The sequence below is a fragment of the Tepidibacter sp. Z1-5 genome (assembly GCF_037844525.1).
In the GTDB taxonomy this organism is placed as follows: Bacteria; Bacillota; Clostridia; order Peptostreptococcales; family Peptostreptococcaceae; genus Tepidibacter_A.
The window spans coordinates 94,798-120,153 of sequence record NZ_JBBMMD010000035.1; the positions used below are offsets into that span (position 1 = coordinate 94,798).

A 25,356-nucleotide genomic window follows, 5' to 3' on the forward strand; every position below is an offset into this window, starting at 1 on the left:
CAATTTTAGTCTTTAAAAACTTACAAATACTTCTTTATCATATTTTCTATATTTTCTTTAGTAGCATCATCTTTTGTAACTTCTTCTATCTTTTCACCATCTTTGTATAAAGCTATGGTTGGAAGACCTAGAACCTTTTGCTTTATAGCAAGTCTTCTAGCTTTGGTTGTATCTAACTTGCAAAATTTGATTTTATCAGCATATTCCTCAGATAATTTTTCAACATCTGGCATTAAAGCTTTACAAGGTTCACATCCTTCACTCCAAAAATCCACTAAAATATACCCTTGTGCTTGCAGAACTTCTGTTTCAAATATATTTTTATCCAGTGATAACATAAAACTACCTCCTTTTCAAATTTTTGCATATAATTTATATTTATTATTAGCAAGTTTTTGCTAATATAAACAAACTGAGTTATTCTTCATTACGATTTGTTAAATTTTTAGCATTGTTTTATAAAAATTTTATTTCTTTTTTTATATAAAGCAAAAATTAATTTAGATGAAGTTTTAGAACTTTTAACTTTAAGGTAACATATACATTTTTACTTAACGTAATAATTAACAGTTTCTATAACATTGTTTATTAGATCTAGGTCTATAACTTTAAAATCTTCTAATACTGTATCTATCCACAATGGTGTTTTAAAATTGTTTTGAAATTTTTTAGTAGTGTTTATAGCTTTTTCGATAAGCAAAAGCGATTCGGTATCTAATTTATCTACATCATCTATCATTATGGTTTTATATGGTGTTTCATTTGGCTTTATACTTCCAGCCAATGGATGTGTCAATAATTTATATTTGTTATGTATATAATCCCTACAAGTAGTTAGTATTTCCATAAAATCTCCATCTATATACTCTACTTCATATATATCATCAAATTTTTGTAATACTAATGAATTATTAGTGATTATCTTCATATACATCATCTCCTATATAAAATATATTTCAGAATTTTCTGTATAATATGCGTATAAAAAAAGAGAAGTGATACCCTACGAGTTCACTTCTCTGTTTTATCCAGAGTTCTGTCTAAATAAGGTCCTTTTGCCTGAGAATTTCATTTCATTTTTTAGGTTAAAATAAAACTTGTCCCTTCGGCGGCGTTTAGCTCTCTCCCTTATTCTTCTTCCAGCAACTATTTAATTTTTTTATATCTCTTAAGTACATTATAAATAAAAGTTATAACTTTATCAATAGATATTACAGTATTTTTTCAAAACATTTCGACATTTTGCAATTATGATTATTTTTTGACAACAATCCATTTTAATTTAAAATTATATGATCCTCTTAACAAAAAAACTCTCAATACTTTGAGAGTCTTTTTTATATTATTTCATATAAAATATTGCTATAGTTCCTGGACCTGCATGTGTTCCTATGGCTGATCCTATATTTGTAACGATTATATCCTTAGGTTTTAATTCTTCTTTTATAACTCTTTTAAATTCATCTAATAATTCTTCATTTTCAGCATGACTTACACCTATAATCTGATTTTGTATATTATTACTTCTTTTTTTAGCTATTTCTATCATCTTAGATATAACTTTTTTCTTACCTCTAACTTGATCAAGTTGAGAAACAAGACCTTCTTCAACAGTAAGTATAGGTTTTATATTTAATATAGTTCCTATAGCTGCCTTAGTGGATGAAATTCTTCCTCCTTTTTGAAGGTATTCCAATGTATCAACTGTAAATATATGATCCACACTATTTTTCATATTTTCTAATTCTAATAGAATTTCTTGAACATCTTTTTCTTCTTTAGCCATTTCAGCTGCTTTTAAAACCATAATACCACATCCAAATGACAAAGCCATAGTATCAAATATGTATATATTATCATTTTCAAGTAAATCTTTAGCTATAATAGATGATTGATATGTACCAGTTGCTCTAGAAGAGCCAGATATATAAATTATATGTTCATGTGTACTTAAATACTTTTCAAAAACCTCTTTAAATTTAGCAGGTGTAATTTGACTAGTTTTAGGAATTGATGAGCTTTCCTTCAGCTTTTTATAAAATTCCTCGCTAGTTAAATCTATACCGTCTCTATATTCTGTATCTTCAAATATAACCGTAAGAGGAAGCACTTCAATGTCAAACTTTTTTATCAAATCTTTTGGTAAATCTGACAAACTATCTGTTATTATTTTTATACTCATATTACGCCCCCTTTTCAAAATAGATAGCTATAGCACTTAACCCTGAATATACTGCTACAGTACAACCAACATCTGAAACTATTATATCTTTTGGATTAAATTCTTTAATTAGGTCAGTCTTCAGCTTTTCTAGATAATCTAAATCATTTACATGATTAATGCCTATAACCTTATCAGTAATATCTATATTATTATTTTTTATATAATCAGTTAACCACTTTATAACTTTCTTTCTTCCTCTAACCTTATCTTTTACTACTATTTCTCCATCTTTCATTGTAACTATAGGCTTTATATTTAAAAAGTTAGATATCATGTACTGACTTTTGCTTATCCTTCCACCTTTATATGCATATTCTAATGTATCAAATACTATTAAATATTCCATGTTATCTATCATAACTTGTATTCTTTCCTTTATATCATCAAGTGACTTTCCTTGTTTAGCCATTTTAGCAGCTTCTATTACTATTAGACCATATCCTAATGTTATTCCTTTAGAATCCATAACTTCTATTTTTTTGTCACTAAGTTCATTCTTCGCAATAACAGCAGAATTATATGTTCCACTCATTTTAGAAGACATTAAAATTGCTAACACTTCATTAGATTCATTGGTTAGCTCATCAAATGTCTGTATAAATTCAAATGGAGTTACTTGACTTGTTTTAGGAAGTTCATTATTATTTTTAATTCTTTTAAATACTTCGTTAGGAGTTATTCCTACTCTATCCTTGTATGTCTCTTCTCCAAACATAATATTTAGATTCATAACTCTTATATCGTATTTTTCAATGTACTCTCTAGGTAAATCAGATACACTATCTGTAACTATTTTTACCATATTCCACACCCCTTATCTCATGTCTGGATAACCAATTTGTCTTAATGCTTCATAAGCAACTATAGCAACAGAATTAGATAAGTTTAACGATCTAGCTCTTTCTATATCTCTCATTGGCACTCTTATACATGTTTCTTTATTATCATTAAGTAAATCTACAGGAAGACCTTTAGTCTCTTTTCCAAATACTATAAAACAGCCTTTCTCATATTTTACATCACTATGATTTTGATTAGTTTTCGTTGTAGAATAAAAAAACTTAGCGTTTTTATTGTTCTCTTTAAGCTCATCAAAGCTATCATAGTACTGAACATCTGCTAAATCCCAATAATCTAGTCCTGCTCTTTTTAAATATTTGTTATCCATAGAAAACCCAAGAGGTCTTACTAAATGCAGTGTTGCTCCAGTTGCAGCACATGTTCTTATTATATTTCCTGTATTTTGAGGTATTTCAGGCTCTACTAAAACTATATTTATCGACATAAACATTCTCCTATTCTAAACTTCATTATTATTAATATTTATATTCATCCGAAAGCTAAGAGTTCTAAGACTTCATCTGAATTAAGTTTTACTTTATAAATTTCCATATAATTATATATTAATTTTTTCTTTAAAACAACTTTATAGCTTTGCTAACAGTTTCATTAATAAAGGTCTTTTTATATCAACAGCCTCCACAGGACATAATTCTTGACAGCAAAAACATCTTATGCACCCATCTAAATTCACTATAGGCCTTCTATCTACCATATTTATAACCTTAGGAGGACAATTTTTTGCACAATCTCCACATCCTACACATTTATCATGTATAAATACAGGTCTTGGCTGTAAAAAAACATTAAGTATTTCTCTTAAAAATTTTGGTACTTTCCCATCTAGTAAGTCTAAGCTTCTTATCTCTGGAATTACAAAATCATCTATTATAAAACTTTCTATATTATCTCCCTTTAATTCTATATCTTCAAAGGTTCCAGAGCATAGATTTCTTTCTACGCACCTTTGAATAGTTGGTACTTTAATAGACTTTAATCCAATAATATTAGTTGCTACAACATCTAAATGATATGGGCTGGTAGACGCTATAACAACACCTATATCTCTTGCATCCCCTGCACTTGGTCCTTCTCCTTGCATCCCAACTATACCATCCATAAAAGATAATATAGGTTTAGATGCCATACATATATCAACCAAAGCATTTGAAAAATCAACATTTTCTGGCATTCTAACGTGATACTCTGCTTTTTCAAGACCTGCAACTACTCCAAACATATTTTTAACTGCGCCCGTAAACATCATCATGCCATGAGTCTTCAACTTAGAAACAGATATAACCTTATCTACTTCATTCAAAATTTCTATAGCAGTTATTTTTTTTAATATTAGTCCATTGTCATTCTTAATTTCTACTGAATTTGTATTGTAATTTAGTTTTGCTCCTGTATCATTTGCTATTTGTTCTATTCCACACGCCTTGTATACTCCTTTTAATAAATTTGTGTTAAAAGGACCTCCTGGACTATCTCCTATAATAACTTTAGCTCCATAATCTATGATAGTCTGTGCTAATGCTTTTGCAAATATAGGGTGTGTAGTAGTTGCATCTTCTGGTTTCTTTTTCATCAGAAGATTTAACTTTAGTAAAACCGTATCATTTTTATCTATATATTTATCTATTCCACCTAAATTTTCAAAGGATTGTTCTATTGATTCTTTTACCAAATTGTAATCATATTCTCTACACCCAAGTATAGATACAATTTCTTTTTCCAATACATTCACAACCTTCTTTAATATTTTATATTTAATAATTCATTTAACGCTTTCGCCACTCCACTTCGTTCATTAGAATCAGTTATAAGATTAGCTTTTTCCTTTACCTTATCTTCAGAATTTCCCATGGCAACTCCCATTCCAGCGTATTCTATCATACTCAAATCATTAAAATTATCTCCAAATGTTATTATTTCATCTTGCTTGAATCCAAAATGCTCTGCAAGTTTTTTCACAGCTTGACCCTTGCTCACACCGTTATTCATAACTTCTATATTGTTATGCCATGATTTACTAACTTCTATATTATCTATTTTCTCAAGTTCTTTTCTCACTTTATCTAGTTTATCTAGGTCATCATCAATTACTACAAATTTTAGTATATCCTCTGTATTCTGTATGAATTTTATAGGATCATCCATAACTTTTATATTCACTCTATTTTCTTCTGTTTGTGTTTCATTCCACTTAGAATATTGAAGAGATGAATATTTAAGTTCTTTGCAATAAAACCCTGTATCATTGTAAAAATGATAATATATACCAAATTCATCACATATATTTGCTACCTTTTTACAGTCGTCTTTATTCATAGTATTTTTATATAATGTATTATTAGTTTTTTCTTCTCTTATAATAGCTCCATTGCAAGCTATTATCGGAGCATCTAGTTCTAATAAATTTGCATAATATCTAGCAGATGTATATATTCTTCCAGTAGCTATTGCTACCTTTGCTCCCATTTCCGTTGCTTTCTTTAAAGCCTTCTTATTTTCTTTAGTAATTTCTTTATGGTTACTTAAAAGAGTTCCATCCATATCAGTTACTATTAATTTATATTTCATTTTTATCACCTCAAATGCTCAGTATTGTTTAAATTGTGTATAACAGAGAAATTATCAACAACTTCAACTATAGTTATACTGCAATTATCTATTTTAAAATTCCAATGATATGTATGATCTTTAGTTATAAGATGAGATAAACAAGCCCTTATAACCCCAGCATGCGACACTATTAATACAGTTTTATCATCTTGCTCCTTAATTATATCATCGATTTTGTTAGATATTCTGCCGTGAAATCCTATCATATTCTCTCCATTTGGAAAATTATATTCAAAAGATTTATTTTTTAATCTTTCATATTCTTCTTTATAGTTAGACTCTATATCCTTAAATGTTAACCCTTCAAAATCGCCAAAGTTCATTTCTTTAAGTTCGTCTAAAATATTTATATCTACATTGTTTATTTGAGATATTTCTTTAGCCGTATCTATAGCTCTCTTTAAAGGACTTGAATATATAAAATCTATTTTTTCATCTTTCAATCTAATGCTAGTTTGTTTCGCTTGCTTTTTACCCTTATCACTTAGTTCACTATCTATAAACCCAGAAAGTTTCATACTCTCATTATCTAATGTTAAACCATGTCTTATAAATATAAATTTTATCATATATATACCCCCAAACAAATAAACAGCAAATATATTACCTCTGTAATTTCACAAATACACCCTAATATATCTCCTGTTATTCCTCCTATTATGCTAGTTATATATTTAGTATAAAATCTAATTAAAATCCACAATACAATCATAAATATTATATTATAAACCATTAGTTTTAAACCAAAATTAAAAAATACATTTAATAAAACTATATACACTACAGTATAAACACAGCATATAGATATCTGAATTTTATTTATTTGTCCTATAAATACATTTCCCATACCATTTTTTCTAGGACTTTTGTTATTATATGATGCAAAAGCTATAGCAAGTCTACCATATATAGGCATCAATATTGCTGTATAATATATATTTGAATTTAGAGATTTATATATGAACCCTATTTTTAAAAGGATTACAAATAATACGGCTAAAAGAGCATTAGTTCCAAGCCTTGAATCTTTCATAATTTCTAGTATTCTTTCTTTATCTCTATAACTATAAATTCCATCAAATGTATCTCCAACTCCATCTAAATGAAGTCCTCCAGTTAATACTACTCCACAAAGTACAAATATTACGCTTCCTATATAAACGCCAAATAAATTTGTAGTAATATATGTAACTAAATAATATAATACACCTAATATAAATCCCACTGTTGGAAAATATATCATACCCTTATTAAAATTTTCATCAAATTCTATATTGACTTTCACAGGTATTCTAGTCAAAAATGTTAATATACTTAAAAATCTATTCATATCCTTACCCCTTAATCTTTACCGGTATAGAACTTACCACCAAATATACTTCATCACTTAGTGTAGCTATTTTCTGATTCACTTTTCCGGCTATATCTCTATATATTCTAGACAATCTATTTTCTGGTACTATACCCATGCCTAGCTCATTTGTTACAAATACAAAATATAAATCTGTATCTCTTATAGACTCTATTAATTTTACAATTTGCTCATTTATATAACTTTCTATATTGTCAATTTCTTCTCTAGATATTTTATCCCAATCAATGTCAAACTCAAACATAAGGTTGTTTACAAGCAAAGTTACACAATCCAATAAAACAGTATCATTTTTATTTTTTATATCATCGATTATATTGTATATATCCTTATATACTTCATATGTATGCCAATGTTGTGGCCTTGAATCTCTGTGTTTTTTTATTCTATCTTTCATTCCATCATCAAAAGCTATAGAAGTAGCTATATAAGCCACTTTTTCTGATCTACTTTTACAAAGCTCCTCTGAAAAAGAGCTTTTTCCTGATCTTGCTCCCCCTGTTACCATCACTATTTGGCTCAATCTCTATTCTCTCCTTTGTTTTTTTTTCGTTTTCTTCAATATCGTCACATTCTTCATTACATTTTTCATCTTCACTATGTGATTGTTTGAATTTTTTGTGTTCCTCTATAGCCGTAGACCATTGGTTTCTAACCATATTCTCTACAAGCTTCTTTCTTTTTATATTAGGATCTTTTAAAGCTGTTTGAAACCACTTTATAGATTCTTCATAGTTTTGGAACCTTCTATTTAATTCACCTATTAGATACGCCATAGATACAGAATCCATTCCGGCCATAGGAAAGGTTTCTTTTGAAAAACAATCAGTAAATATAGTCAATGCATATTTTTGAAATTTAATTTCAAGTTCTTTATCTTCTTTTAATCTATATAACCATGATAACCTAAGAGCTAATCCTCCTATATAAGATTTCTCCCAATTAAGTATATTTCCTTCATGTATAGCTAATTTATGCGTTTGTATGGCCTCATCTACATTTCTTTTTCCCCCGTACTCTTTGGAATTCCAAAGAGTAGTTATATTTTCTACTATTATATTATGATGATACTTTTTTATACTATTAAACTTACCCTCCATAGCTGCATAACCGCATTTAGGACATACCCACACCGAATATAAATATGGATTTACAGTTTTATAATGAACATACAAATCGGTGTCTCTTTTATCTATTCTAAGAGCAGAAGTTTTTACTTTTTTTGTAGTAAATTCATTTTTACATATAGGGCACTTTACTTTTTTATCATATAATTCTCTATCCACTTCATCCCACCTCTTTTAAAAATAGACTACAGGCCTATTTCATTATAGCCTATAGTCTATATCGTCAAAGTATGTTTGATTATAAAGTCCTATTTTTCATTGAAACATCAAGTTATCTATACTCTCATCTGTACTTTGATCTGTTTGTTTATCTACATTAGTTGGAATAGAATTTTTATTTTTAACATCTGGTGTATTTTTAGTTTGACTTGTCTTCTTAGTACCTGTATATACAACTTTTTTTCTAGGCGGATAATAACTCTTTGATATAAGCTCTTTTTTTACTACTTTTCCATTTTCATAATAAACTCTATATGTATCAACTCTATATCCATCTCGTCCTTTTTCATCTATTCGCTCTTTTCCTAATAACATAGCAGGATCTTCTTTAACCTCAACTTGTCTTGGTATTGTCTGTGTAATATCAGTAGTTATCTCTATATTCTTTTTATCACTTACATTTCCATAAACTCTAGAAATCACTTTATTTGAAACAACTATATTTTCTATATATATAGGATTTTGATAATAATTTTTAAATTTAAAATCTATACTACCGAATGATACAGTGGCATCTCTTCCTTTAGATACATAAGATGATGGAATTGTATGATTTCTTCTATCTGTTATAGTTATTCCAGAATAAAGAACTGCATTGTATAGTGTCGATGATACCTGGCATACTCCTCCTGCTACACCCTCTTGTACTTGTCCTTGTACTATAACCGGTGCCATCTTAAATCCTTGTGATAAACCTCTTTTACCTGTAGTATCATTAAATGAAAACTCTTCTCCAGGATTTAATAATATCCCATTAACCTTTTCAGATGCAAGCTTAACATTGTAACTTCTATTGTAATTTCCTGCATTAAATGTTGTTGGAAATTCTCCTAATAACGTATTTATTTTAGATAAGTATTCCTTAGTTATCTGAGCATGTATTTCTTTTACTGGTATAATTATATCTGAATAATTGTTATTTTCTATATTATTAAGTATCGTTTCTTTTAGTTTTTCTTTATCTATTATATACCCACTAGTTTCTGTTGTTATATTTATAGCCTTATTTTTTATATTTATTTTTGCATTTTGTGGTTCTTTATCTATTTTGTTAGCTATTTGAGTCAAATTATCATCTAACTTTTGATTATCATACTCCAATTTAAGAGTTATAGTCATTTGATGATGGTTCTTGAGATCCATCACAGTCTTTATATTATATATAAAGTTTTTATTTCTCCCAACTTCATATGCTAGTTCAACAGCTTCTTCAGTTTTAAAATCTAACCCTATTTTATCAAAATTCAAATCAAAGACTTGATCATTGTATGTAAGCTTTATAGTTTTTTTATTGTATTTTGAATCTAATAAACTATTAGCTTCTTCTTTTGACAATCCTCCTACATAAATATCATTTATATATACATTCTCATATATTTTATCATCATTTTTAATAGAATAACTCCATAAAATAATACCTGCTAAAAATGCTAGTAGAATAGATCCACAAATCAAAACCAAATTAAATTTCTTCAATTAAACTTCCTCCCATATATCAATTTATCTTTTTAATATCAATTTTATTATAATACCTGCAATACTTATTTATAGAACAATTATTACAATCGGGCTTTCTAGCTTTGCATGTCCTTCTTCCATGAAATATAAGTAGATGATGAGCTTTTGTCCATCTATACTTAGGTATAACTCTCATTAATTCAATTTCTGTTGCTTCAGGAGTCTTACAATCAACAATTCCAATTCTATTGCTTACCCTAAATACATGAGTATCAACTGCCATAGCAGGAATATTGAATGCATTACTCAAAACAACATTCGCCGTTTTTCTACCAACCCCTGGTAATTTAATTAGTTTTTCTAAATCATTAGGTACATTACCATTATATTCATTTACTATCATTTTTGATGAATCTATTATTTTTTTTGCCTTACTTTTATACAACCCACAGCTTTTTATTAATTCTTGTAACTCTTCCTCTTTTAGTGACGCAAATTCATAACTTTTATTATACTTCTTAAATAAATCTTTTGTAACCTTGTTAACTCTAACATCTGTACATTGAGCTGATAATATCGTTGCTATTAAAAGTTCAAATTCAGTCTCGTAGTTAAGCTCACACTCTGCATCTGGATAATCATTTTCTAGTATATCTAATATTTTATCTACCTGCATTTTGTGCCTCCTAATAAATATCGGTATTTATGTTAATAATTTCAACTCTTTCGTCATTATCAATAAAATTTATAATAGAACCGATAGTAGCATCTATATGTTTATTAGAGTTAGAAACCACACTAAACCCTATTATGCTTCTTTGCCACTTGTCATTTTCACCCACCTCAGCTATTGATATATTAAATCTGGATTGTAATCTTTGTATTATACTTTTTATCACATGTCTTTTTTCTTTTAAAGAATTGCATTCAAATATTATACATTCTATTTCACAAGCTCCAACTATCATATTAATCACTTCCATTTACAAAAATTCACTTCATACTAACGCATGGCTCATATCGCCAACAAGTCTCATGACTCTGTTGCTTAAAATAGTTGATACTACAGTTCTTTCATCAATATTATTCAAATATTTAAAGTTATAATTTATTATTCATTATAACTTTAAATATCAAGATAGCTTAAAGCTATCTTGATATTTCATAAAACTTATTTAGTTTCTTTATTATTTTATCATATATTTCAGAAAAAGACTTATTTGTTAATATTTCGATAGCCTCTTCTATTCTAGTTATGGGATATATATAGAATTCGCCTTTATCTATACTCTCTTGTACTTCATCTTTTAAAACTAAGTTTTCTAAATTATTTTTAGGTATTATAACTCCTTGTTTTCCATTCAAGCCTTTTTGTTTACATACACTGTAAAACCCTTCTATTTTCTGAGTAACTCCTCCTACTACCTGAACATCTCCTTTTTGATTAATAGACCCCGTAACAGCTATATTTTGCTTTAAAGGAACTTCACTTAATGAAGATAGTAATGCATACAATTCTGCACCTGATGCACTATCTCCGTCTACTCCACTATAGCTTTGTTCAAAACATATATTAGCTGTAATAGAAACTGGCTTTTCTTTTGAAAAATTCTCAAGCAGATATCCACCAAGTATTAATACCCCTTTGTCATGTATCTTTCCACTAAGTTTCGCTTCTCTTTCTATATTTATTATTCCCTTATTTCCTGGACTTGTTGTAACACTTATTACTACAGGTCTTCCAAATGAATATTCTCCCATGTTAAGAACAGACAAACCATTTATAACTCCTACTTTTTCCTTATCAACACTTATCAAAAGCTGATTTGATTCATACATACTGTCTATTTTTTTCTCTATCTTATTTACTCTATTCCACTTTTCATGTATAGCTTTTTTAACATCGATATCCTCTACAAATTCTGAATTTCTCATTTTTGCAAATAAATTTGACTCTATCAATATTTCAGATATTTTATTAAATCTAGTTGATAATTTTTTATTACTTTCAACAAGTCTTGAACTATATTTTAGCACAACTTGAACTGCATCATATGTGAAATGCTTTAAATTATTATCATTGCAATAAGACGATATGAATTTAGCAACTCCCATTTCATTGTCATTGTCTTTATCCATTTCACTATCAAAGTCTACCATTACTTTAAAGTATTTATTAAATTCTTCATCATACATATAAAGCATATTATACAGATACTGACTACCTATTAATATTATCTTAACATTAATAGGTATAGCCTCTGGCTTTAAACCTGTTAATGTCTCTATTTTTATTCTTTTAGTTTGAAGACATATCTTAAGCATATCCCAACAGTGAGGATTTCTTAATATTTGGTCTACATATAATATTAAATATCCTCCATTCGCCTTGTGAAACGCTCCTGGAACCAACTTTGAAAAATCAGTTTTTATAGTTCCATTTATGCTTTCATATTCAGCTTTACCAAATAAATTTAAATATGTTGGATTTAGTTCTATTACTACCGGAGCCTTATCTACATTTGAATTTGCTACATTATCTATAAATAAATTAACCTTATATTTCATTAAGTATTCTTTTTCATTTATATTTTTTAGTTCTTCTTCATCTATATAAAATATATACATATTTTCTAATAAATCATCACTTAAATGAGCCAAGTATTTTTTTACTTTATAGTTTTCACCATATTCTTCTATTAAATATTTTATATGAGGTTTTATTATATAAATTCCTATTTCTTCTTCTAATTCTAATAAATTTTCTTTTGCTGTCATCTCTAATTCTTTTATTTTTGATATAACTTTTATAGTTATACTCTCCATTTCTCTTTTTAACTTAACGAACTCCTCTGATGTTGTATCAGTTTCTTCATCCTTTGGTACAAATACCATCCCATATTTAGTATTTTTTAGCTTAAATCCTCTTTCATCTCCATACTCTTTCATCTTTTTTATATAAATTTCTTTTTTTATCTCATATTCATCTAATATCTTATTTTTTTCCATTTCAAATTCTTCACTTTCAAACGCTTTTTGAAGCTCTATATATAAATCATCTATAAACTTTTCCATATCTCTTTTAAATAATTTTCCTTTACCTACTTCAAACTCAAGTGCTATTGGTTTTCTTGGCTCTTCAAAGTTGTATACGTAACACCAATCCTTTTGATCAACCTTATTTTTCGTATATTCTTTTAATTTTTTTAATACATACGATGTTCTTCCTGTTCCAGTTTCCCCACTTATATATAAGTTGTATCCTACATCATCTATTTTTAAACCAAACTCCATAGCCTCTATAGCCTTTTCTTGCCCAAGCATTTCCTTTAAAGGTTCAATATCTGCAGTTGTTTTGTATTTCATACTATACCCCCTCCCGTATTAATACATAGTATGTTTTAATACGTTATTTGTTTAGAAAAAAATTTCACTTAATAACTGATATTCTCAATTTCTTACAAACTAGAAAGCATATAATTTCCTATTAGAAAAAAAGAGTCATATAATACTTTATTCATAAAAAGTATTATATGACTCTTTTATTTTTTATTTATTATTTCTAAATTTCTAAGTATAACCTTTCTCCCTCTCCAACTAAACGCTCTATCTCTATATCTTCTTTTAAATTCTTTATTTGATATAATTTTTATTTCCTCATAATCTATGTTGTACATTAAGTTTTTTGTAAATTCATCTATTTTAGTAGTATTTATTTTTTTATTATGAGGACATACATCTTGGCATATATCGCATCCAAAAACAGTAAGATTATTTTCAAATAAAGTTTTCTCTTCATTAGTTAATTCTTCTTTTTTTTGAGTTATAAATGATAAACACTTTTTAGGATTCATCTCAAAATTTCCAAGAAGAGCTCCACCAGGGCATTTTCTAATACATTCTCCGCAATTTATACATGTTTTGTCTAATTTATCATCCTCTTCTAATTTAATATTCGTCATTATGTATCCTATAAATACGTATGAACCATATTCGTCATTTATTATATTGTTATTTATCCCAAAGTATCCAAGTCCAGATATTTGCGCTAAATATCTATCTACTAATGGTCCATTATCTACAAATATCTTGTATTCAAATTCAGCAATGTCTTTTTTTATAATCATTGCTAGTTGCTCAAGCTTTTCTTTTACTAGTATATGATAATCTAAACTATGTGTGTATTTTGATATATTCGTATTTTCTACATTTCCCGAGAAATATGGAAATAAACAAACAATAACAGACTCTACATTTTCCATTGTAAGTCTTGGATTTATCCTTTTTTGTATATTCTTTTCTTCAAGTCCTGTATAGTGGCCTTTATCAGTCTTATTTTTTAATATTGTTTCTAATTCATAATAAGATCCGATTCCAGCAATCCCCACATAATCTATATTTAAGTTCTTACAATATCTTTTAATATTTTGCTTCATCTAAATTTTCCTTTCATACAATTTAATTTGACTATCCTTTATTCTACATTATAAAATACTTAAAGAGGTGATTTAATGATAAAAGTTGTTATACCAGGAAGACCTATAAGTAAATCCAACTTTAAGCTTCATAATGTACACGGTCAATCTTGGATGCCAAAGCAAGGAAAACATTCAAGATATGTAGCTTATGAAAATATGATAGCAGGGCATATAAATCAACAACATCAAACAGAACCTCTTGAGGGTGATGTAATTACAGTTTTAAAACTTTATTTTCCGAACAAAAAAATGGGAGATCTACATAATTATCCAAAGAGTATTTGCGATGGTATAGAAAAAAGCGGAATAATAAAAAATGATAAACAGTTAAAACCAGTATTATTATTCGACTTTATAGACAAGGAAAATCCAAGAGTTGAAATCGAACTTTATAAAGCATCAGAATATGAAGTTAGTTATAGTATAAGCAAGAAATCTTCATTATAAAGATTTCTTGCTTATACTTTTTTATATTATTCCTCTCATAATAACCATAACCACAAATCCCAATACAAATCCAAATGTAGCCTTTTTTTCATTTCCTCTACAATGACACTTAGGAATCATTTCATTAGACACAACATAAAGTATTGACCCTCCAGCAAACGCCATAGAAAAAGGTATTAAAAGCCTTATGTATTGAAGTGTTAAAATCCCTATACCAGCAGCTAATGGTTCTCCACAGCCTATCAAAAACGTATATACTATAGCCTTATACTTTGAATGTAGGGTATTCTTGAGTACATTTCCTACAATTAATCCTTCTGGTATATTCTGTATTGCTATAGCTATTGCAAATAATATTCCAGTATTTTTTCCTTCAGCCTCATACCCAGCCCCTATAACAAAACCTTCTGGTATGTTGTGTATTATGTTAGCTACAACAAATATGAAATTTCCGTCAACCTTATCTTCTGGTATTTTCTTTTCTAAATAGTACATCAAAAAAGCTCCTAAAAGTATTCCAACTACAGCCTGTATATTATGACCTTGTTCAATACAAGGATATATTAAACTATAAGCCCCAGCAAATACCATTATTCCTGCAGCAAACCCAAGAAGTATATCTTCAGTTTTTTCATTTAATTTTTTTATAAATAATATAGGAACTGCTCCTACTCCAGTACAAAGTCCCGTTATCAAACTAGCAACAAAAGCACTCACCTATTTCACCTCTCTATATATTATTATCCAATATAGTTCCCATAGAGGCGAAACTTAATTCACATAGCAAATCTTTACCTTCAAATAAATTATAATTTCCAAACTATGCATAATATAGATTAAAAAAACTAAACTATCAACTATTTTTGAGCAACGGAGCCCGTTAGGACTCGTTGGCGATATGAGCTATGCGTTAGCATAAAGCGAATTTTATTTTTCTAATATATTAGCTGCATTTTTTAACATTTCTCTAATATTTAAATTATATGGACATTTTTGTTCGCAAAGTCCACATTCTATACAGTCAGATGCCTTTTTATCTAGACTTTCATATCTCTTTACAGCCCACTCTTTTAAATCATATCTAGTATAGTATCCCTCTAATAAAAATTGAAGAGGTATATTTATATTTTCAACACAAGGCATACAATATTCGCATCTTCTACAAAAACTGTTTCCTAGTTCTTCTTTTATTTTATTTATGCAATCTTTTTCTTCTTTAGTCAATTCAATTTGATCATCTAGTACAGATACATTTTCTTTTATTTGCTCAACCTTGTCCATTCCAGGTATTACAACATCTATATATTCTTTTGATATTATGTATTTAAGTGCAAGCTTTACATCAGTCAATGCCCCTCCAGCAAGTGGCTTCATTATTATAGTTCCTATTTTTTTATCATTTGCAAGCTTTAATACTTCCTCTCCTTGAGTTTCAACCATATTGTAAGGTATTTGTATTGTATCGAATTTTTCATCTTCTATAGCCTTTTTTATGACCTCTACATTATGGCTAGTTATTCCTATATACTTTATCTTACCTTGTTCTTTAGCTTCTAATAAAGCCTTATACGCCATATTATCTTCAAATAAAGAATTATATTCTTCTATTTTTACATTATGCATTTGATATAAATCTATTTTCTCACACTTTAAATTATTAATACTTATGTCTATATCTTTTTTCATTCCTTCATAGTCTCTATTAATAGATTTTGTAGCTATTATAAATTTATAGTCCTTATTTTCTATACTATTTCCTATATATTCTTCACTTACAGTATAAGCTCTTGCTGTATCTATAAAGTTCACATCATTTTTTATAAGCTCATCAATTATTTTGTCACAATCTTCTTGAGATACTCTTTGAATAGGTAATCCTCCAAATCCTACTCTTTTTATATACAAATCTGTGTTTCCAAGTCTTCTCACAAATACTCCTCCTTATAATTTACTATTTATTAATTATAACAGAGTCTTTTGTTAAAATAAAAAATTATTTATCATCTCAATTTCTTTTTTATGACCTTTATCATCATAAGGAGTCTCCAAGAAAAACGGAAGATGTTTAAGTTTTTCATGAGTCATAAACTCCATCAAAGCCTTAAAACCTATTTTTCCTTCTCCAATACCTGCATGTCTATCTTTATTGCTATTAAATGGCATCATACTATCATTAAAATGTATTACTTTTAATTTATCAAGTCCTATTACTTGGTCAAATTCATCAAGTACTCCATCGAGATTATTTACTATATCGTACCCAGCTGAGAATATGTGACAGGTGTCAAGACATACACCAATTTTGTCTTTATAATCAATCTTATCTATAATATTTTTTATATGTTCAAATTTATGTCCTATTTCGGTGCCTTTTCCAGACATAGTTTCAAGAAGTATCGTTACATTTTGATCCTCTGTTAAAGATTCATTCAAAGCATTCGCTATTCTATCTACCCCAAATTCTATGCCTCCACCTACATGACTCCCCGGATGAAAGCACATATATTCTATTTCTAGTTTGTCCATTCTCTTTATATCTTCTTTAAATATCCTTCTTCCAAACTCATATACATCATCTTTTTTACCACCAAGATTCATAGTATAAGGTGCATGAGCAAGCATTGCTCCAAAGTCATTTTCTTTTCTTATGCTTTGAAACTCAGCTATATCTTTTTCATTAAATTCCTTTGCATTACCTCCTCTTGGATTTCTCGTGAAAAATTGAAATGTATTAGCTCCTATATCTAAAGCAACTTTAGCTGCTTTTGAATATCCCTTTGCTATTGATATATGTGGTCCTATAACTAACATACAATCACTCCTCTTTAAAAATTCAATTATACCTTTAATATACCCAAAAAAAATAGACATCAACAAATTGTCGATGTCTATTTTTTTGCTTTCTTCTCTTTTCTTAAATCAGGTACTCCCATTAATGTTATATTATATGGTCTAGTATTCTCTCTATCTATTTTATCCTTACCATTTAAAACCTCAGTAATCTTTTTTTCTAAAGCATCCATTATTTCTTTACATTCGTCCTCTGTTAAGTAATACTGATTATAATGTCTTACGTGCTTAGATTTAACCTCATCATTTTCAGCTGCTCTATAAAAATCATCGCTTATCTTCTCAAATAAAGATATTGAAACTTGATTTAGTGTTCTAGCTACATTTTCATCGTAAACAGCAGAGTTTAAGATACTCTTATCCATAATAACCATTTTTGCCTTTGGAAGATAGTATTTTTCTATAATTCCAGACTTAACTTTTTCTTCTACTAATTCTAATATGCCCGCATTTAATAATGTTTTTATATGGTAATTGATTTTAGCATGCGGTTCTGATAATAATTCTGACAATTGTTTAGCTGATAAAGGCTCTTCTGCAAAAGCCTCCAGTATATCTACTCTATACGGATGAGACACCGCCTTTATTTGTTCAATATCCCTTAAAACTAATATATCCTTCATAGAATCACCTTCACTTAGTTTTTATATATTATATTATTTAATATTGCAATTGTCAAAATATTTTTTATATATAGTTTCTAGAATATGCTTAAATTCAATTTTTCTGATATACTTTCCATAACTTTTATACCTGCTATACTGTTTCCTTTTTTATCAAGAGATGGTCCAAATACTCCTACTCCAATTTTATTAGGAACAGTTCCCATAATTCCTCCTCCAACTCCTGATTTTGAAGGTATTCCAACATTTATAGCATACTCTCCAGATGCATCATACATACCACATGTAACCATAAATGTTTTTACTATCTTAGATACTTCTTCATCCATTAATCTTTTTCCAGTTAATATATCAACACCACGTGATGCAAGGTTTACACCTATTCTAGCTAAATCTCTAACCGTCACCTCAATAGAACATTGTTTAAAATATAAATCAAGCACTTCCTCTACGTTTTCAGTTAAAACTCCTTCGCTTTTTAGAAAATATGCCATAGCTCTATTTCTATCACCAGTATGCTTTTCAGACATGTAAACCTCTTCATTTACGCTCAAGTTTTCATTTCCTGAAAGTTTTTTAAAAAAGCGAAGCATCCTATTTAACTTATCAGCATTGTTTTGTCCTTTAATCATAGACGTTATCATTATAGCCCCAGCATTTATCATCGGATTATAAGGAATTGAAGGCTTTGATATTTCAAGTTTCATTATAGAGTTAAAAGGATCTCCACTAGGTTCCATTCCAACCTTAGAAAAAACCTTATCCTTTCCATTATCCATAAGAGCTAGAGCAAGAGTTATAGGCTTTGAAACACTTTGTATAGTAAATTTTTTACCGCAATTACCCGCCTCATAGATATTATTATCCATGTCTACTATACAAATCCCCAGATCATTCTTATTAGCCTTTTTTAATTCCGGAATATAAGTAGCCACATTTCCATATTCAGTATACATTTTATTATCATCTATTATTTTTTGTAATATTTTTTCCAACTCCCATTTCCCCCGTTCTATCTAATGTACCAATCTACTTCCGCCTATGAACTCTTTAAGTATAGATGTTGGTGGAATATCACCCTCATCTTCTATTGTAACAAAATATTGTAGGAATTTTAATAATCTATTGGCCTCTCTGTATTCTTTACAATTAGGATCTATTTCTTTTAACAAAGGCTCTGCATATTTTTTCAATACAGACAATTCATATACAGAAGCAGAATTAAACATAACATCTGCATTTTCTTGATATGGGAAAATATAATTTTTCTCACCACGTCTTACCATAGACCACATCTGAATAGTTCTTACTGCACTATGTCCTCTAAACTGATTATCTCTTACCATTCTTCTTATAAGCCTTACATCCGTTGTGTGTATTCTATTGTGCTCATCCAAATTAAGCTGAGTTAAAGCACTCACATATATCTTAAATTTATGATCTTCAGAAATAGACTCCGTTAGCAAATCATTAAGACCATGTATTCCCTCTATTATTATAGGTTGCTCCGAATCTACCTTTAACGAATTTCCTCTATACTCTCTTTTGCCAGTCTTAAAATTAAAATAAGGAACTTGTATTTCTTCTCCATTTATAAGTTTTTGTAAATCGTCATTGAAAAGATCTAAATCAATAGCATAAATAGACTCAAAATTGTGATTACCATTTTCGTCTTTAGGTGTATCCTCTCTATTTACAAAATAATCATCTAATGATATTGATACAGGACTTAGCTTATTAACTCTCAATTGTATAGATAACCTTTGTGCAAAACTAGTCTTACCTGATGATGATGGCCCTGAAATCAATATAACCTTGCTCTTTTTCTTGTTCTTAACTATCATGTCAGCTATTTGAGATATTTTCTTTTCATGAAGAGCCTCTACAGTTCTTATAATATCTCCATACTTTCCATCTTCAATCAAACGATTTAACATAGCAATCTTATGAACATTCATTATCTTAGCCCATTCCTCTGCTTCTTTGTAAACTTGTGCAAGCTTCGGTTGATCTATAAATTTAGCTACCTTATCTGGATGATCTTTTTTAGGTCCAAGTATAACAACTCCAGGATTATAGTATTTCAAATCAAATAATTTTAAATATCCTGTAGATGGAACCATATAACCATAAAAATAATCTTTTATCCATCCACATTTATATATACTTACAGTATCTGATTCTTTATATCTAAATAAATCAGCTTTCGCATTTTTCTCATTAGTCTCAAATATTTTTATAGCTTCTTCTATAGAAAGCTTTTTCTTTTCTATAAGAACATCCTCATCTATTATTTGTCTCATTCTAGTTTTTACCTTATTTATATCTTCCTCATTTATATCTCTATCATAATTTATTTCACAATAAAGCCCTTTTCCCAGGGAATGTTCAACAGATACTCTACATCCTGATAACATCTCCTCACAAGCCCTTATAAACACAAAAGATAAACTTCTCATATAAGTTCTAATTCCATCCTGCTTTGTTAAATCTACAAATTCAACATTACAAGCCTTATCAACTTTATAAGTTAATTCTCTAAGATTGTTATCTACAACTCCAAGTACTATAGTAGCATCGTATTTATTCTCATAATCTTTACTTATTTCAAGCAGTGTAGTCCCAATCTCATACTCTCTAATATCATCCATTATATTAATTTTAACTTTATTCACATTATCATCTCCCTTACTTTTTTAGAATTCGTATAATAATATATGTGCAAAAAGGGAGCAATTGCTCCCTTCTTCTACTTTTTAGATATTTTTTTGTATAAATCGAAACTTTCATTTAAATATTTAGTGTTCATTTCAAAAACTAAGTACTTATTGTTTTTAATTTCTAGTATTTCTTCTATGTCTTTTTTAGTTAACAATCCATTTTCACTAAAACCCAAATGCAAGTCTTCACTTCCGTCATTATCACTCAAATGAACCAACCTTATATTATCAGATAATCTATTTAAATAATCGTCTTTATTTATAAGATTATGCCCTGTATCATAACAAAATCCCAAATTATATTGTGTCACATTTTTAAACAAATATTCAAAATCGGATGCTTTGTTTCCGAGATTAATCAAATCTCCATTTTTAGAATATGTATTTTCAATATATATACCTACATCATCTATGTTATTTAAAAGTTTTAAAAGAAAGTTTATGGTGTTATTTAGATACCCAATCCTATTATTTTTAACCTTATTTTTAAGACCATATCCTAAATGTAAATTATAATATCTTACATTTAATATTTTCCCTTTTTTGTAGTTTTCATGAAAATAATCAAGCCAAAACTCATTCGCCATTTTTATGGGATCACAAGTGTTAAGCTCCATAGGCATATGAATGCCTATTGATATATCATTTTTTATTAATTCATCCTTATTCTGATATAAATAATTCCAATCCTCAAGATTGTCTATTCCAACTTCTATATGATTAAATCTTAACTTTTGGCATATTTTTATTTTTTCCTTTATTTCATATGCCATGGAAGAGAATCCGATTCTCATATCCATAATTATTTAAATAAACCTATTTTATTAAACGGATAAAGTCTTATAAAAGCTCTCCCTATTATTTCATCTTCATCTACAAAACCAACTCTAGGATCTCTACTGTCTAAACTATTCGGTCTATTATCTCCCATAGCAAATATATGACCTTCAGGAACTACTGAATCTATCATGCCATCCGTGTAATCTCCATTTATATAGTCTTCTTTAAGTTCTACATCATTGACATACACTTTACCATTCATAACCTTAATTTTATCTCCAGGAAGACCTATAGCCCTTTTAACAAGATCCTTTTCCTTTCCATTTTCTTGTACAAGATGTGATTTAAATATAACTATATCTCCTCTTTTAGGCTCATGCATAGTATATGGTATTTTATTTATTATAAGGTAATCATTTTCTTCAAGTGTCGGATACATAGAATATCCCTTAACGAGAGTTGGTCTTATAAATAAAGTTATAAAAAAAGCCAATATACAGGCTATTCCAATAGTCTTTACCCACTCTAAAATTTCACTTTTTACTTTTTCATTCATAGTAAACGTCTCCTTTATCCCTTATATATTTACTCAGAAGTTCTATTATTATATTATTTATATCATCATATTTATCAAATTTTATATCAACATCTAATTTTTCACATGCGGTTATAAAATCATCCACAACTTCAAATGGCTTACCATATATATGTTCTATATCTTCTTTACTAACTCCTTTAAAACCATGTCCAACAGGACATTCATTTCTAAGTCTTATCAAGTTTTCTAATTTTTCACTATTGAGTATTTCTAATACTTTAGCTATTTTTTTGGTCTTTCTCATATTTTTATTTATATACCTAGTAATTCCATAAGTCAAGTTGCTAGTATATATATTATACTTCTTTTTAAGTATATTCAATATGTTTTTTTTAGATACCATATACCCTATCATCGATACCTTTGTTTTATTTGATTGGCTTTGAACAAATACATACTTAAACAATGCTTCCTTTAATCTATATATTCTTCCTAAAAAATCTATATATTCTTCATTTATCAACTTTATTTTTATATTTTCTATAAATTCAGAGAATATAGCAGCAGGTTCTCCATCCAATAAATCTATTGAATTATTTTTAAGCAATTTTATATCTTTTCTGTTTTTAATTTTAGGAGTTAACATATCAAGTTTTTTTACAGCAGTCCTAAAATCAAAATTAACAGACGATTTACAGTAACTAACTAATATATGAAGATCTCCATTGTTTATTCCAAGCTCTTCTAATATATCTAAAACCGCATCATAATTATACCTTGCCAAAAATTTTGTTATTACAAATTCATATTTTTTATCTATACTTCCCATATAATCCTCCTAAAGAAAAAGTTAATATTATATATAATATGCCTTTTATTTAGCTTATTAAAACTATTAAATTTTTGACAAACAAAATTCTTATATTAATTTTGTTTGTCAAAAATTTAATAGTTTTAATTTGAAGATTTTTAATGTACACTTTTTCCTTAATCCTAAAAAAGACCCTATAAGGGTCTTTTTCTTATTACATAGCTGGTACTTTAATTACTTGACTTGGATATATTAAATTTGGGTTGTTTAAATTATTATACTCAGCTAGTTTTTTCCAATCTATATTGAATTTTTTAGCTATCTTCCAAAGAACATCTCCATTTTTAACAGTATAGATTTGCTCTTTAACAATAACTTCTTCTTTCTTAACTTCTTCTTTCTTAACTTCTTCTTTTTTAGTATTTGCATTAAGTAATCCTTGCTTTTGAAGCTCATACACGTTTAAAGATTTAACATTTGGAGTTCTCTTATCTTCTGATGTTGGAATGCTTATCTTTCCTTCTTTAACTAAGTTGTAAACTTCATCTTTTAAAGGATTATCTAAATCCATTCCAACTATTTTCCAGTTATCATCAACTTTTGGAGTTATTTCTTTGTTTTCAGTAACATATTTGACAATAAGATTTCGTATACTTCCATCTGCATATTTTAATGAAGAATCAAAAACCTTGTCTTCTTCTTTAAAGTATCCATCTTTAACCATATTTCCAAATCTATAGTTGTTAACTGCAATAGTAAATGTCATATCATCAGTAACAGGTTGATCCTTAAACTTAAGATTAACTATTCTTTGTCCTTCTGGCTTTGATATATCTATATCGTAGTCAACACCCGAGAACATATCATAGTTATATCCTCTTATTTCAGGATTAAAGCTAACTGTAACATCTCCATCTTTATATGTATTGTAATATCTTACAGACCACTCCATATAGTCTTTTAATTGCTTTCCTGTAACCTTGACACTAATTAAAGTATTTGAATACTTGTATATATTGGCAACATCTTTTTTCTTAAAGTCTCCCTTTAAAAGATTCATATCATTCTTAAAAGCTGCTGCTGATGATATATCCGCTCCAGAATAATACATTTGAACTTCATTTATAAAGTCTATTAATGCAGTATCTTCTACTTGAGCTTTAGGTATACCTGGTAATACTTGAGTATTTTCTATAAAATCATCAGTAACATTTCCTATTACCATATTTGCATCATTTCTAGAAGTTTCATGAACGTAATTGTATTTTTTTTCAAGCTCTTTATCTGCTTTATAAGCTGTAGTATCTAAGTTTTCACTATTTTTTTCAACCACATTCCATTTTCCATTTTCTTTTTTTAATTTTAAATCTATTTTAGATATTCTATTACCATAACTCTTAGGCTCAACAACTACAGTGTCTCCTACTTTTTCACCTGCAATATCACTATGAGCATGTCCCATCACAACAGCATCAAGCTCTGGGTTTTTTTCTATTATACTTCTTGTTCCATCAAAATCTGCATATTCATTTTCAAGTCCCATATGAAATACTCCAACAAATACGTCAGCCTTACCCTTAAGTTCATTTATAACCTTTGTAGTTTCTTCAACTGGATTTCTAAATTCTAATCCTTTAAAATGATCTGGAGTTGATGATTCCCATCTAGGTATATTAGGAGTAACCATTCCTATTATAGCTACCTTAACTCCATCTTTTTCTACTATTTTATAAGCATCATAAGCTCTTTTACCATCTTCTTTATATAAGTTTCCAGCTAAAACTGTCGCATTTGAAGTTTTAACTGCTTTATCTAATGCATCAAGACCAAAGTTAAATTCATGATTTCCAAGAGTCCATGTATCATATCCTATATCATTCATAACTTCAATTATAGGATTTTTATCTTTTCCCTGGAAAAGTTCTATTGAATTATCTTGAGTAGTATCTCCTGCATCAACTAATATTACATTTTTATTATTGCTTTTAATTTCTTTTACAGCAGTTGCAACCTTTAAATATCCCGCATCAGAATCCTCTGTATCTAATGCATAATCCCACGGAAATATTCTTCCATGCATATCACTTGTTCCTAATATTGTTATAGTAGTTTCATCTTCATTTGCACTAACTACAGATGGTATAAATAAAGTTAAAATCATACTCATTATAATTAATAATGATATTCTCTTTTTCATATTTTCTCCCCCTTTATTATTTAAGATTATATACTTATATATTT

At 28.3% G+C, this 25,356-nt stretch carries 27 protein-coding genes and 1 riboswitch; of the genes, 1 reads left to right on the plus strand and 26 read right to left on the minus strand.

Translation table 11 applies throughout. The features are described from left to right. Window positions 1-20: 20 nt before the first annotated feature. From trxA to queG, 16 genes are all read right to left on the minus strand, one after another. A complete protein-coding gene (trxA, locus tag WJW32_RS07760; protein WP_340257035.1) occupies window positions 21-338 on the minus strand; it encodes a thioredoxin TrxA in 318 nt (105 codons plus the stop codon). A 209-nt stretch (window positions 339-547) separates the two neighbouring features. Continuing rightward, window positions 548-928: a GrdX family protein gene (locus WJW32_RS07765; protein ID WP_340257037.1), complete on the minus strand. Its 381-nt coding sequence runs from the start codon at window positions 926-928 to the stop codon at window positions 548-550. A gap of 109 nt (window positions 929-1,037) precedes the next feature. Then, window positions 1,038-1,139, minus strand: a riboswitch (glycine riboswitch). A 203-nt stretch (window positions 1,140-1,342) separates the two neighbouring features. Continuing rightward, window positions 1,343-2,182, minus strand: a complete 840-nt coding sequence (locus WJW32_RS07770; RefSeq protein ID WP_340257039.1) for a DegV family protein — start codon at window positions 2,180-2,182, stop codon at window positions 1,343-1,345. Window position 2,183: 1 nt separating this feature from the next. Continuing rightward, complete coding sequence (locus WJW32_RS07775) at window positions 2,184-3,026, minus strand: DegV family protein (RefSeq protein WP_340257041.1); 843 nt, start codon at window positions 3,024-3,026, stop codon at window positions 2,184-2,186. A 12-nt stretch (window positions 3,027-3,038) separates the two neighbouring features. Next, window positions 3,039-3,509, minus strand: coding sequence for a tRNA (uridine(34)/cytosine(34)/5-carboxymethylaminomethyluridine(34)-2'-O)-methyltransferase TrmL (gene trmL, locus WJW32_RS07780; RefSeq protein ID WP_340257043.1), 471 nt, complete (start codon window positions 3,507-3,509; stop codon window positions 3,039-3,041). Window positions 3,510-3,650: 141 nt separating this feature from the next. Further along, window positions 3,651-4,814, minus strand: a complete 1,164-nt coding sequence (locus tag WJW32_RS07785; protein WP_340257044.1) for a DUF362 domain-containing protein — start codon at window positions 4,812-4,814, stop codon at window positions 3,651-3,653. An 8-nt stretch (window positions 4,815-4,822) separates the two neighbouring features. Then, window positions 4,823-5,650, minus strand: a complete 828-nt coding sequence (locus tag WJW32_RS07790) for a Cof-type HAD-IIB family hydrolase (RefSeq protein WP_340257046.1) — start codon at window positions 5,648-5,650, stop codon at window positions 4,823-4,825. Window positions 5,651-5,655: 5 nt separating this feature from the next. After that, window positions 5,656-6,261, minus strand: coding sequence for a histidine phosphatase family protein (locus tag WJW32_RS07795; RefSeq protein WP_340257048.1), 606 nt, complete (start codon window positions 6,259-6,261; stop codon window positions 5,656-5,658). Continuing rightward, entirely contained in the window at window positions 6,258-7,022 is a 765-nt protein-coding gene (cobS, locus tag WJW32_RS07800; RefSeq protein ID WP_340257050.1) for an adenosylcobinamide-GDP ribazoletransferase, read from the minus strand. The genes WJW32_RS07795 and cobS overlap by 4 nt, the downstream gene beginning before the upstream one ends. A 4-nt stretch (window positions 7,023-7,026) precedes the next feature. Next, entirely contained in the window at window positions 7,027-7,587 is a 561-nt protein-coding gene (gene cobU / locus WJW32_RS07805; protein WP_340257054.1) for a bifunctional adenosylcobinamide kinase/adenosylcobinamide-phosphate guanylyltransferase, read from the minus strand. Continuing rightward, window positions 7,517-8,350, minus strand: coding sequence for a DUF2225 domain-containing protein (locus WJW32_RS07810; protein ID WP_340257056.1), 834 nt, complete (start codon window positions 8,348-8,350; stop codon window positions 7,517-7,519). The genes cobU and WJW32_RS07810 overlap by 71 nt, the downstream gene beginning before the upstream one ends. A 96-nt stretch (window positions 8,351-8,446) precedes the next feature. Further along, window positions 8,447-9,886 carry a VanW family protein gene (locus WJW32_RS07815; RefSeq protein ID WP_340257058.1) on the minus strand — a complete coding sequence of 480 codons (1,440 nt, stop codon included), beginning with the start codon at window positions 9,884-9,886 and terminating at the stop codon, window positions 8,447-8,449. Window positions 9,887-9,905: 19 nt separating this feature from the next. After that, window positions 9,906-10,544, minus strand: a complete 639-nt coding sequence (nth, locus tag WJW32_RS07820; RefSeq protein WP_340257060.1) for an endonuclease III — start codon at window positions 10,542-10,544, stop codon at window positions 9,906-9,908. A 10-nt stretch (window positions 10,545-10,554) separates the two neighbouring features. Beyond that, the gene (locus WJW32_RS07825) at window positions 10,555-10,836 is read right to left on the minus strand and encodes a DUF503 domain-containing protein (protein WP_340257062.1); all 282 of its coding nucleotides are present in this window, start codon (window positions 10,834-10,836) and stop codon (window positions 10,555-10,557) included. Window positions 10,837-11,017: 181 nt separating this feature from the next. Then, window positions 11,018-13,234, minus strand: coding sequence for a Lon protease family protein (locus WJW32_RS07830; RefSeq protein WP_340257064.1), 2,217 nt, complete (start codon window positions 13,232-13,234; stop codon window positions 11,018-11,020). Window positions 13,235-13,410: 176 nt separating this feature from the next. Then, window positions 13,411-14,304, minus strand: a complete 894-nt coding sequence (gene queG / locus WJW32_RS07835) for a tRNA epoxyqueuosine(34) reductase QueG (protein ID WP_340257066.1) — start codon at window positions 14,302-14,304, stop codon at window positions 13,411-13,413. A gap of 75 nt (window positions 14,305-14,379) precedes the next feature. On the opposite strand from queG, the gene WJW32_RS07840 reads away from it, so the two are divergent. Then, on the plus strand, window positions 14,380-14,793 hold the full coding sequence (locus tag WJW32_RS07840) for a RusA family crossover junction endodeoxyribonuclease (RefSeq protein ID WP_340257068.1): 414 nt from the start codon (window positions 14,380-14,382) through the stop codon (window positions 14,791-14,793). A 21-nt stretch (window positions 14,794-14,814) separates the two neighbouring features. On the opposite strand, the gene WJW32_RS07845 is transcribed toward WJW32_RS07840, so the two are convergent. The 10 genes from WJW32_RS07845 to WJW32_RS07890 form a co-directional block, all read right to left on the minus strand. Continuing rightward, entirely contained in the window at window positions 14,815-15,510 is a 696-nt protein-coding gene (locus WJW32_RS07845; protein WP_340257070.1) for a ZIP family metal transporter, read from the minus strand. Window positions 15,511-15,720: 210 nt separating this feature from the next. Continuing rightward, the gene (locus WJW32_RS07850; protein WP_340257072.1) at window positions 15,721-16,722 is read right to left on the minus strand and encodes an aldo/keto reductase; all 1,002 of its coding nucleotides are present in this window, start codon (window positions 16,720-16,722) and stop codon (window positions 15,721-15,723) included. Window positions 16,723-16,773: 51 nt separating this feature from the next. Then, window positions 16,774-17,604: a deoxyribonuclease IV gene (locus tag WJW32_RS07855; RefSeq protein WP_340257074.1), complete on the minus strand. Its 831-nt coding sequence runs from the start codon at window positions 17,602-17,604 to the stop codon at window positions 16,774-16,776. Window positions 17,605-17,681: 77 nt separating this feature from the next. Then, complete coding sequence (locus WJW32_RS07860; protein ID WP_340257076.1) at window positions 17,682-18,266, minus strand: helix-turn-helix domain-containing protein; 585 nt, start codon at window positions 18,264-18,266, stop codon at window positions 17,682-17,684. Window positions 18,267-18,343: 77 nt separating this feature from the next. Beyond that, window positions 18,344-19,261: a glutaminase A gene (gene glsA, locus WJW32_RS07865; protein WP_340257078.1), complete on the minus strand. Its 918-nt coding sequence runs from the start codon at window positions 19,259-19,261 to the stop codon at window positions 18,344-18,346. A 21-nt stretch (window positions 19,262-19,282) separates the two neighbouring features. Next, the gene (locus WJW32_RS07870; RefSeq protein WP_340257080.1) at window positions 19,283-20,941 is read right to left on the minus strand and encodes a nucleoside kinase; all 1,659 of its coding nucleotides are present in this window, start codon (window positions 20,939-20,941) and stop codon (window positions 19,283-19,285) included. Between the two features lie 74 nt (window positions 20,942-21,015). Next, window positions 21,016-21,759, minus strand: a complete 744-nt coding sequence (locus tag WJW32_RS07875) for a sugar phosphate isomerase/epimerase family protein (protein WP_340257082.1) — start codon at window positions 21,757-21,759, stop codon at window positions 21,016-21,018. Between the two features lie 29 nt (window positions 21,760-21,788). After that, window positions 21,789-22,322: a signal peptidase I gene (gene lepB, locus WJW32_RS07880; protein ID WP_340257084.1), complete on the minus strand. Its 534-nt coding sequence runs from the start codon at window positions 22,320-22,322 to the stop codon at window positions 21,789-21,791. Beyond that, window positions 22,315-23,133 carry a hypothetical protein gene (locus WJW32_RS07885; protein ID WP_340257086.1) on the minus strand — a complete coding sequence of 273 codons (819 nt, stop codon included), beginning with the start codon at window positions 23,131-23,133 and terminating at the stop codon, window positions 22,315-22,317. The genes lepB and WJW32_RS07885 overlap by 8 nt, the downstream gene beginning before the upstream one ends. Window positions 23,134-23,329: 196 nt before the next feature. Next, the gene (locus WJW32_RS07890; RefSeq protein WP_340257088.1) at window positions 23,330-25,312 is read right to left on the minus strand and encodes a 5'-nucleotidase C-terminal domain-containing protein; all 1,983 of its coding nucleotides are present in this window, start codon (window positions 25,310-25,312) and stop codon (window positions 23,330-23,332) included. Window positions 25,313-25,356 lie beyond the last annotated feature (44 nt).

Excerpts from the sequence above, each read along its gene's own strand:
- cobS (WP_340257050.1), bottom strand. The coding sequence starts at position 7,022 with ATGAATAGATTTTTAAGTATATTAACATTTTTGACTAGAATACCTGTG.
- WJW32_RS07885 (WP_340257086.1), bottom strand. The coding sequence starts at position 23,133 with ATGGGAAGTATAGATAAAAAATATGAATTTGTAATAACAAAATTTTTG.
- WJW32_RS07775 (WP_340257041.1), bottom strand. The coding sequence starts at position 3,026 with ATGGTAAAAATAGTTACAGATAGTGTATCTGATTTACCTAGAGAGTAC.
- WJW32_RS07890 (WP_340257088.1), bottom strand. The coding sequence starts at position 25,312 with ATGAAAAAGAGAATATCATTATTAATTATAATGAGTATGATTTTAACT.
- queG (WP_340257066.1), bottom strand. The coding sequence starts at position 14,304 with ATGAAGCAAAATATTAAAAGATATTGTAAGAACTTAAATATAGATTAT.
- WJW32_RS07765 (WP_340257037.1), bottom strand. The coding sequence starts at position 928 with ATGAAGATAATCACTAATAATTCATTAGTATTACAAAAATTTGATGAT.
- nth (WP_340257060.1), bottom strand. The coding sequence starts at position 10,544 with ATGCAGGTAGATAAAATATTAGATATACTAGAAAATGATTATCCAGAT.
- WJW32_RS07830 (WP_340257064.1), bottom strand. The coding sequence starts at position 13,234 with ATGAAATACAAAACAACTGCAGATATTGAACCTTTAAAGGAAATGCTT.
- trmL (WP_340257043.1), bottom strand. The coding sequence starts at position 3,509 with ATGTCGATAAATATAGTTTTAGTAGAGCCTGAAATACCTCAAAATACA.
- WJW32_RS07790 (WP_340257046.1), bottom strand. The coding sequence starts at position 5,650 with ATGAAATATAAATTAATAGTAACTGATATGGATGGAACTCTTTTAAGT.
- WJW32_RS07860 (WP_340257076.1), bottom strand. The coding sequence starts at position 18,266 with ATGAAGGATATATTAGTTTTAAGGGATATTGAACAAATAAAGGCGGTG.
- WJW32_RS07875 (WP_340257082.1), bottom strand. The coding sequence starts at position 21,759 with ATGGCATATGAAATAAAGGAAAAAATAAAAATATGCCAAAAGTTAAGA.
- WJW32_RS07825 (WP_340257062.1), bottom strand. The coding sequence starts at position 10,836 with ATGATAGTTGGAGCTTGTGAAATAGAATGTATAATATTTGAATGCAAT.
- WJW32_RS07855 (WP_340257074.1), bottom strand. The coding sequence starts at position 17,604 with ATGTTAGTTATAGGACCACATATATCAATAGCAAAGGGATATTCAAAA.
- lepB (WP_340257084.1), bottom strand. The coding sequence starts at position 22,322 with ATGAATGAAAAAGTAAAAAGTGAAATTTTAGAGTGGGTAAAGACTATT.
- WJW32_RS07840 (WP_340257068.1), top strand. The coding sequence starts at position 14,380 with ATGATAAAAGTTGTTATACCAGGAAGACCTATAAGTAAATCCAACTTT.
- WJW32_RS07770 (WP_340257039.1), bottom strand. The coding sequence starts at position 2,182 with ATGAGTATAAAAATAATAACAGATAGTTTGTCAGATTTACCAAAAGAT.
- trxA (WP_340257035.1), bottom strand. The coding sequence starts at position 338 with ATGTTATCACTGGATAAAAATATATTTGAAACAGAAGTTCTGCAAGCA.
- WJW32_RS07795 (WP_340257048.1), bottom strand. The coding sequence starts at position 6,261 with ATGATAAAATTTATATTTATAAGACATGGTTTAACATTAGATAATGAG.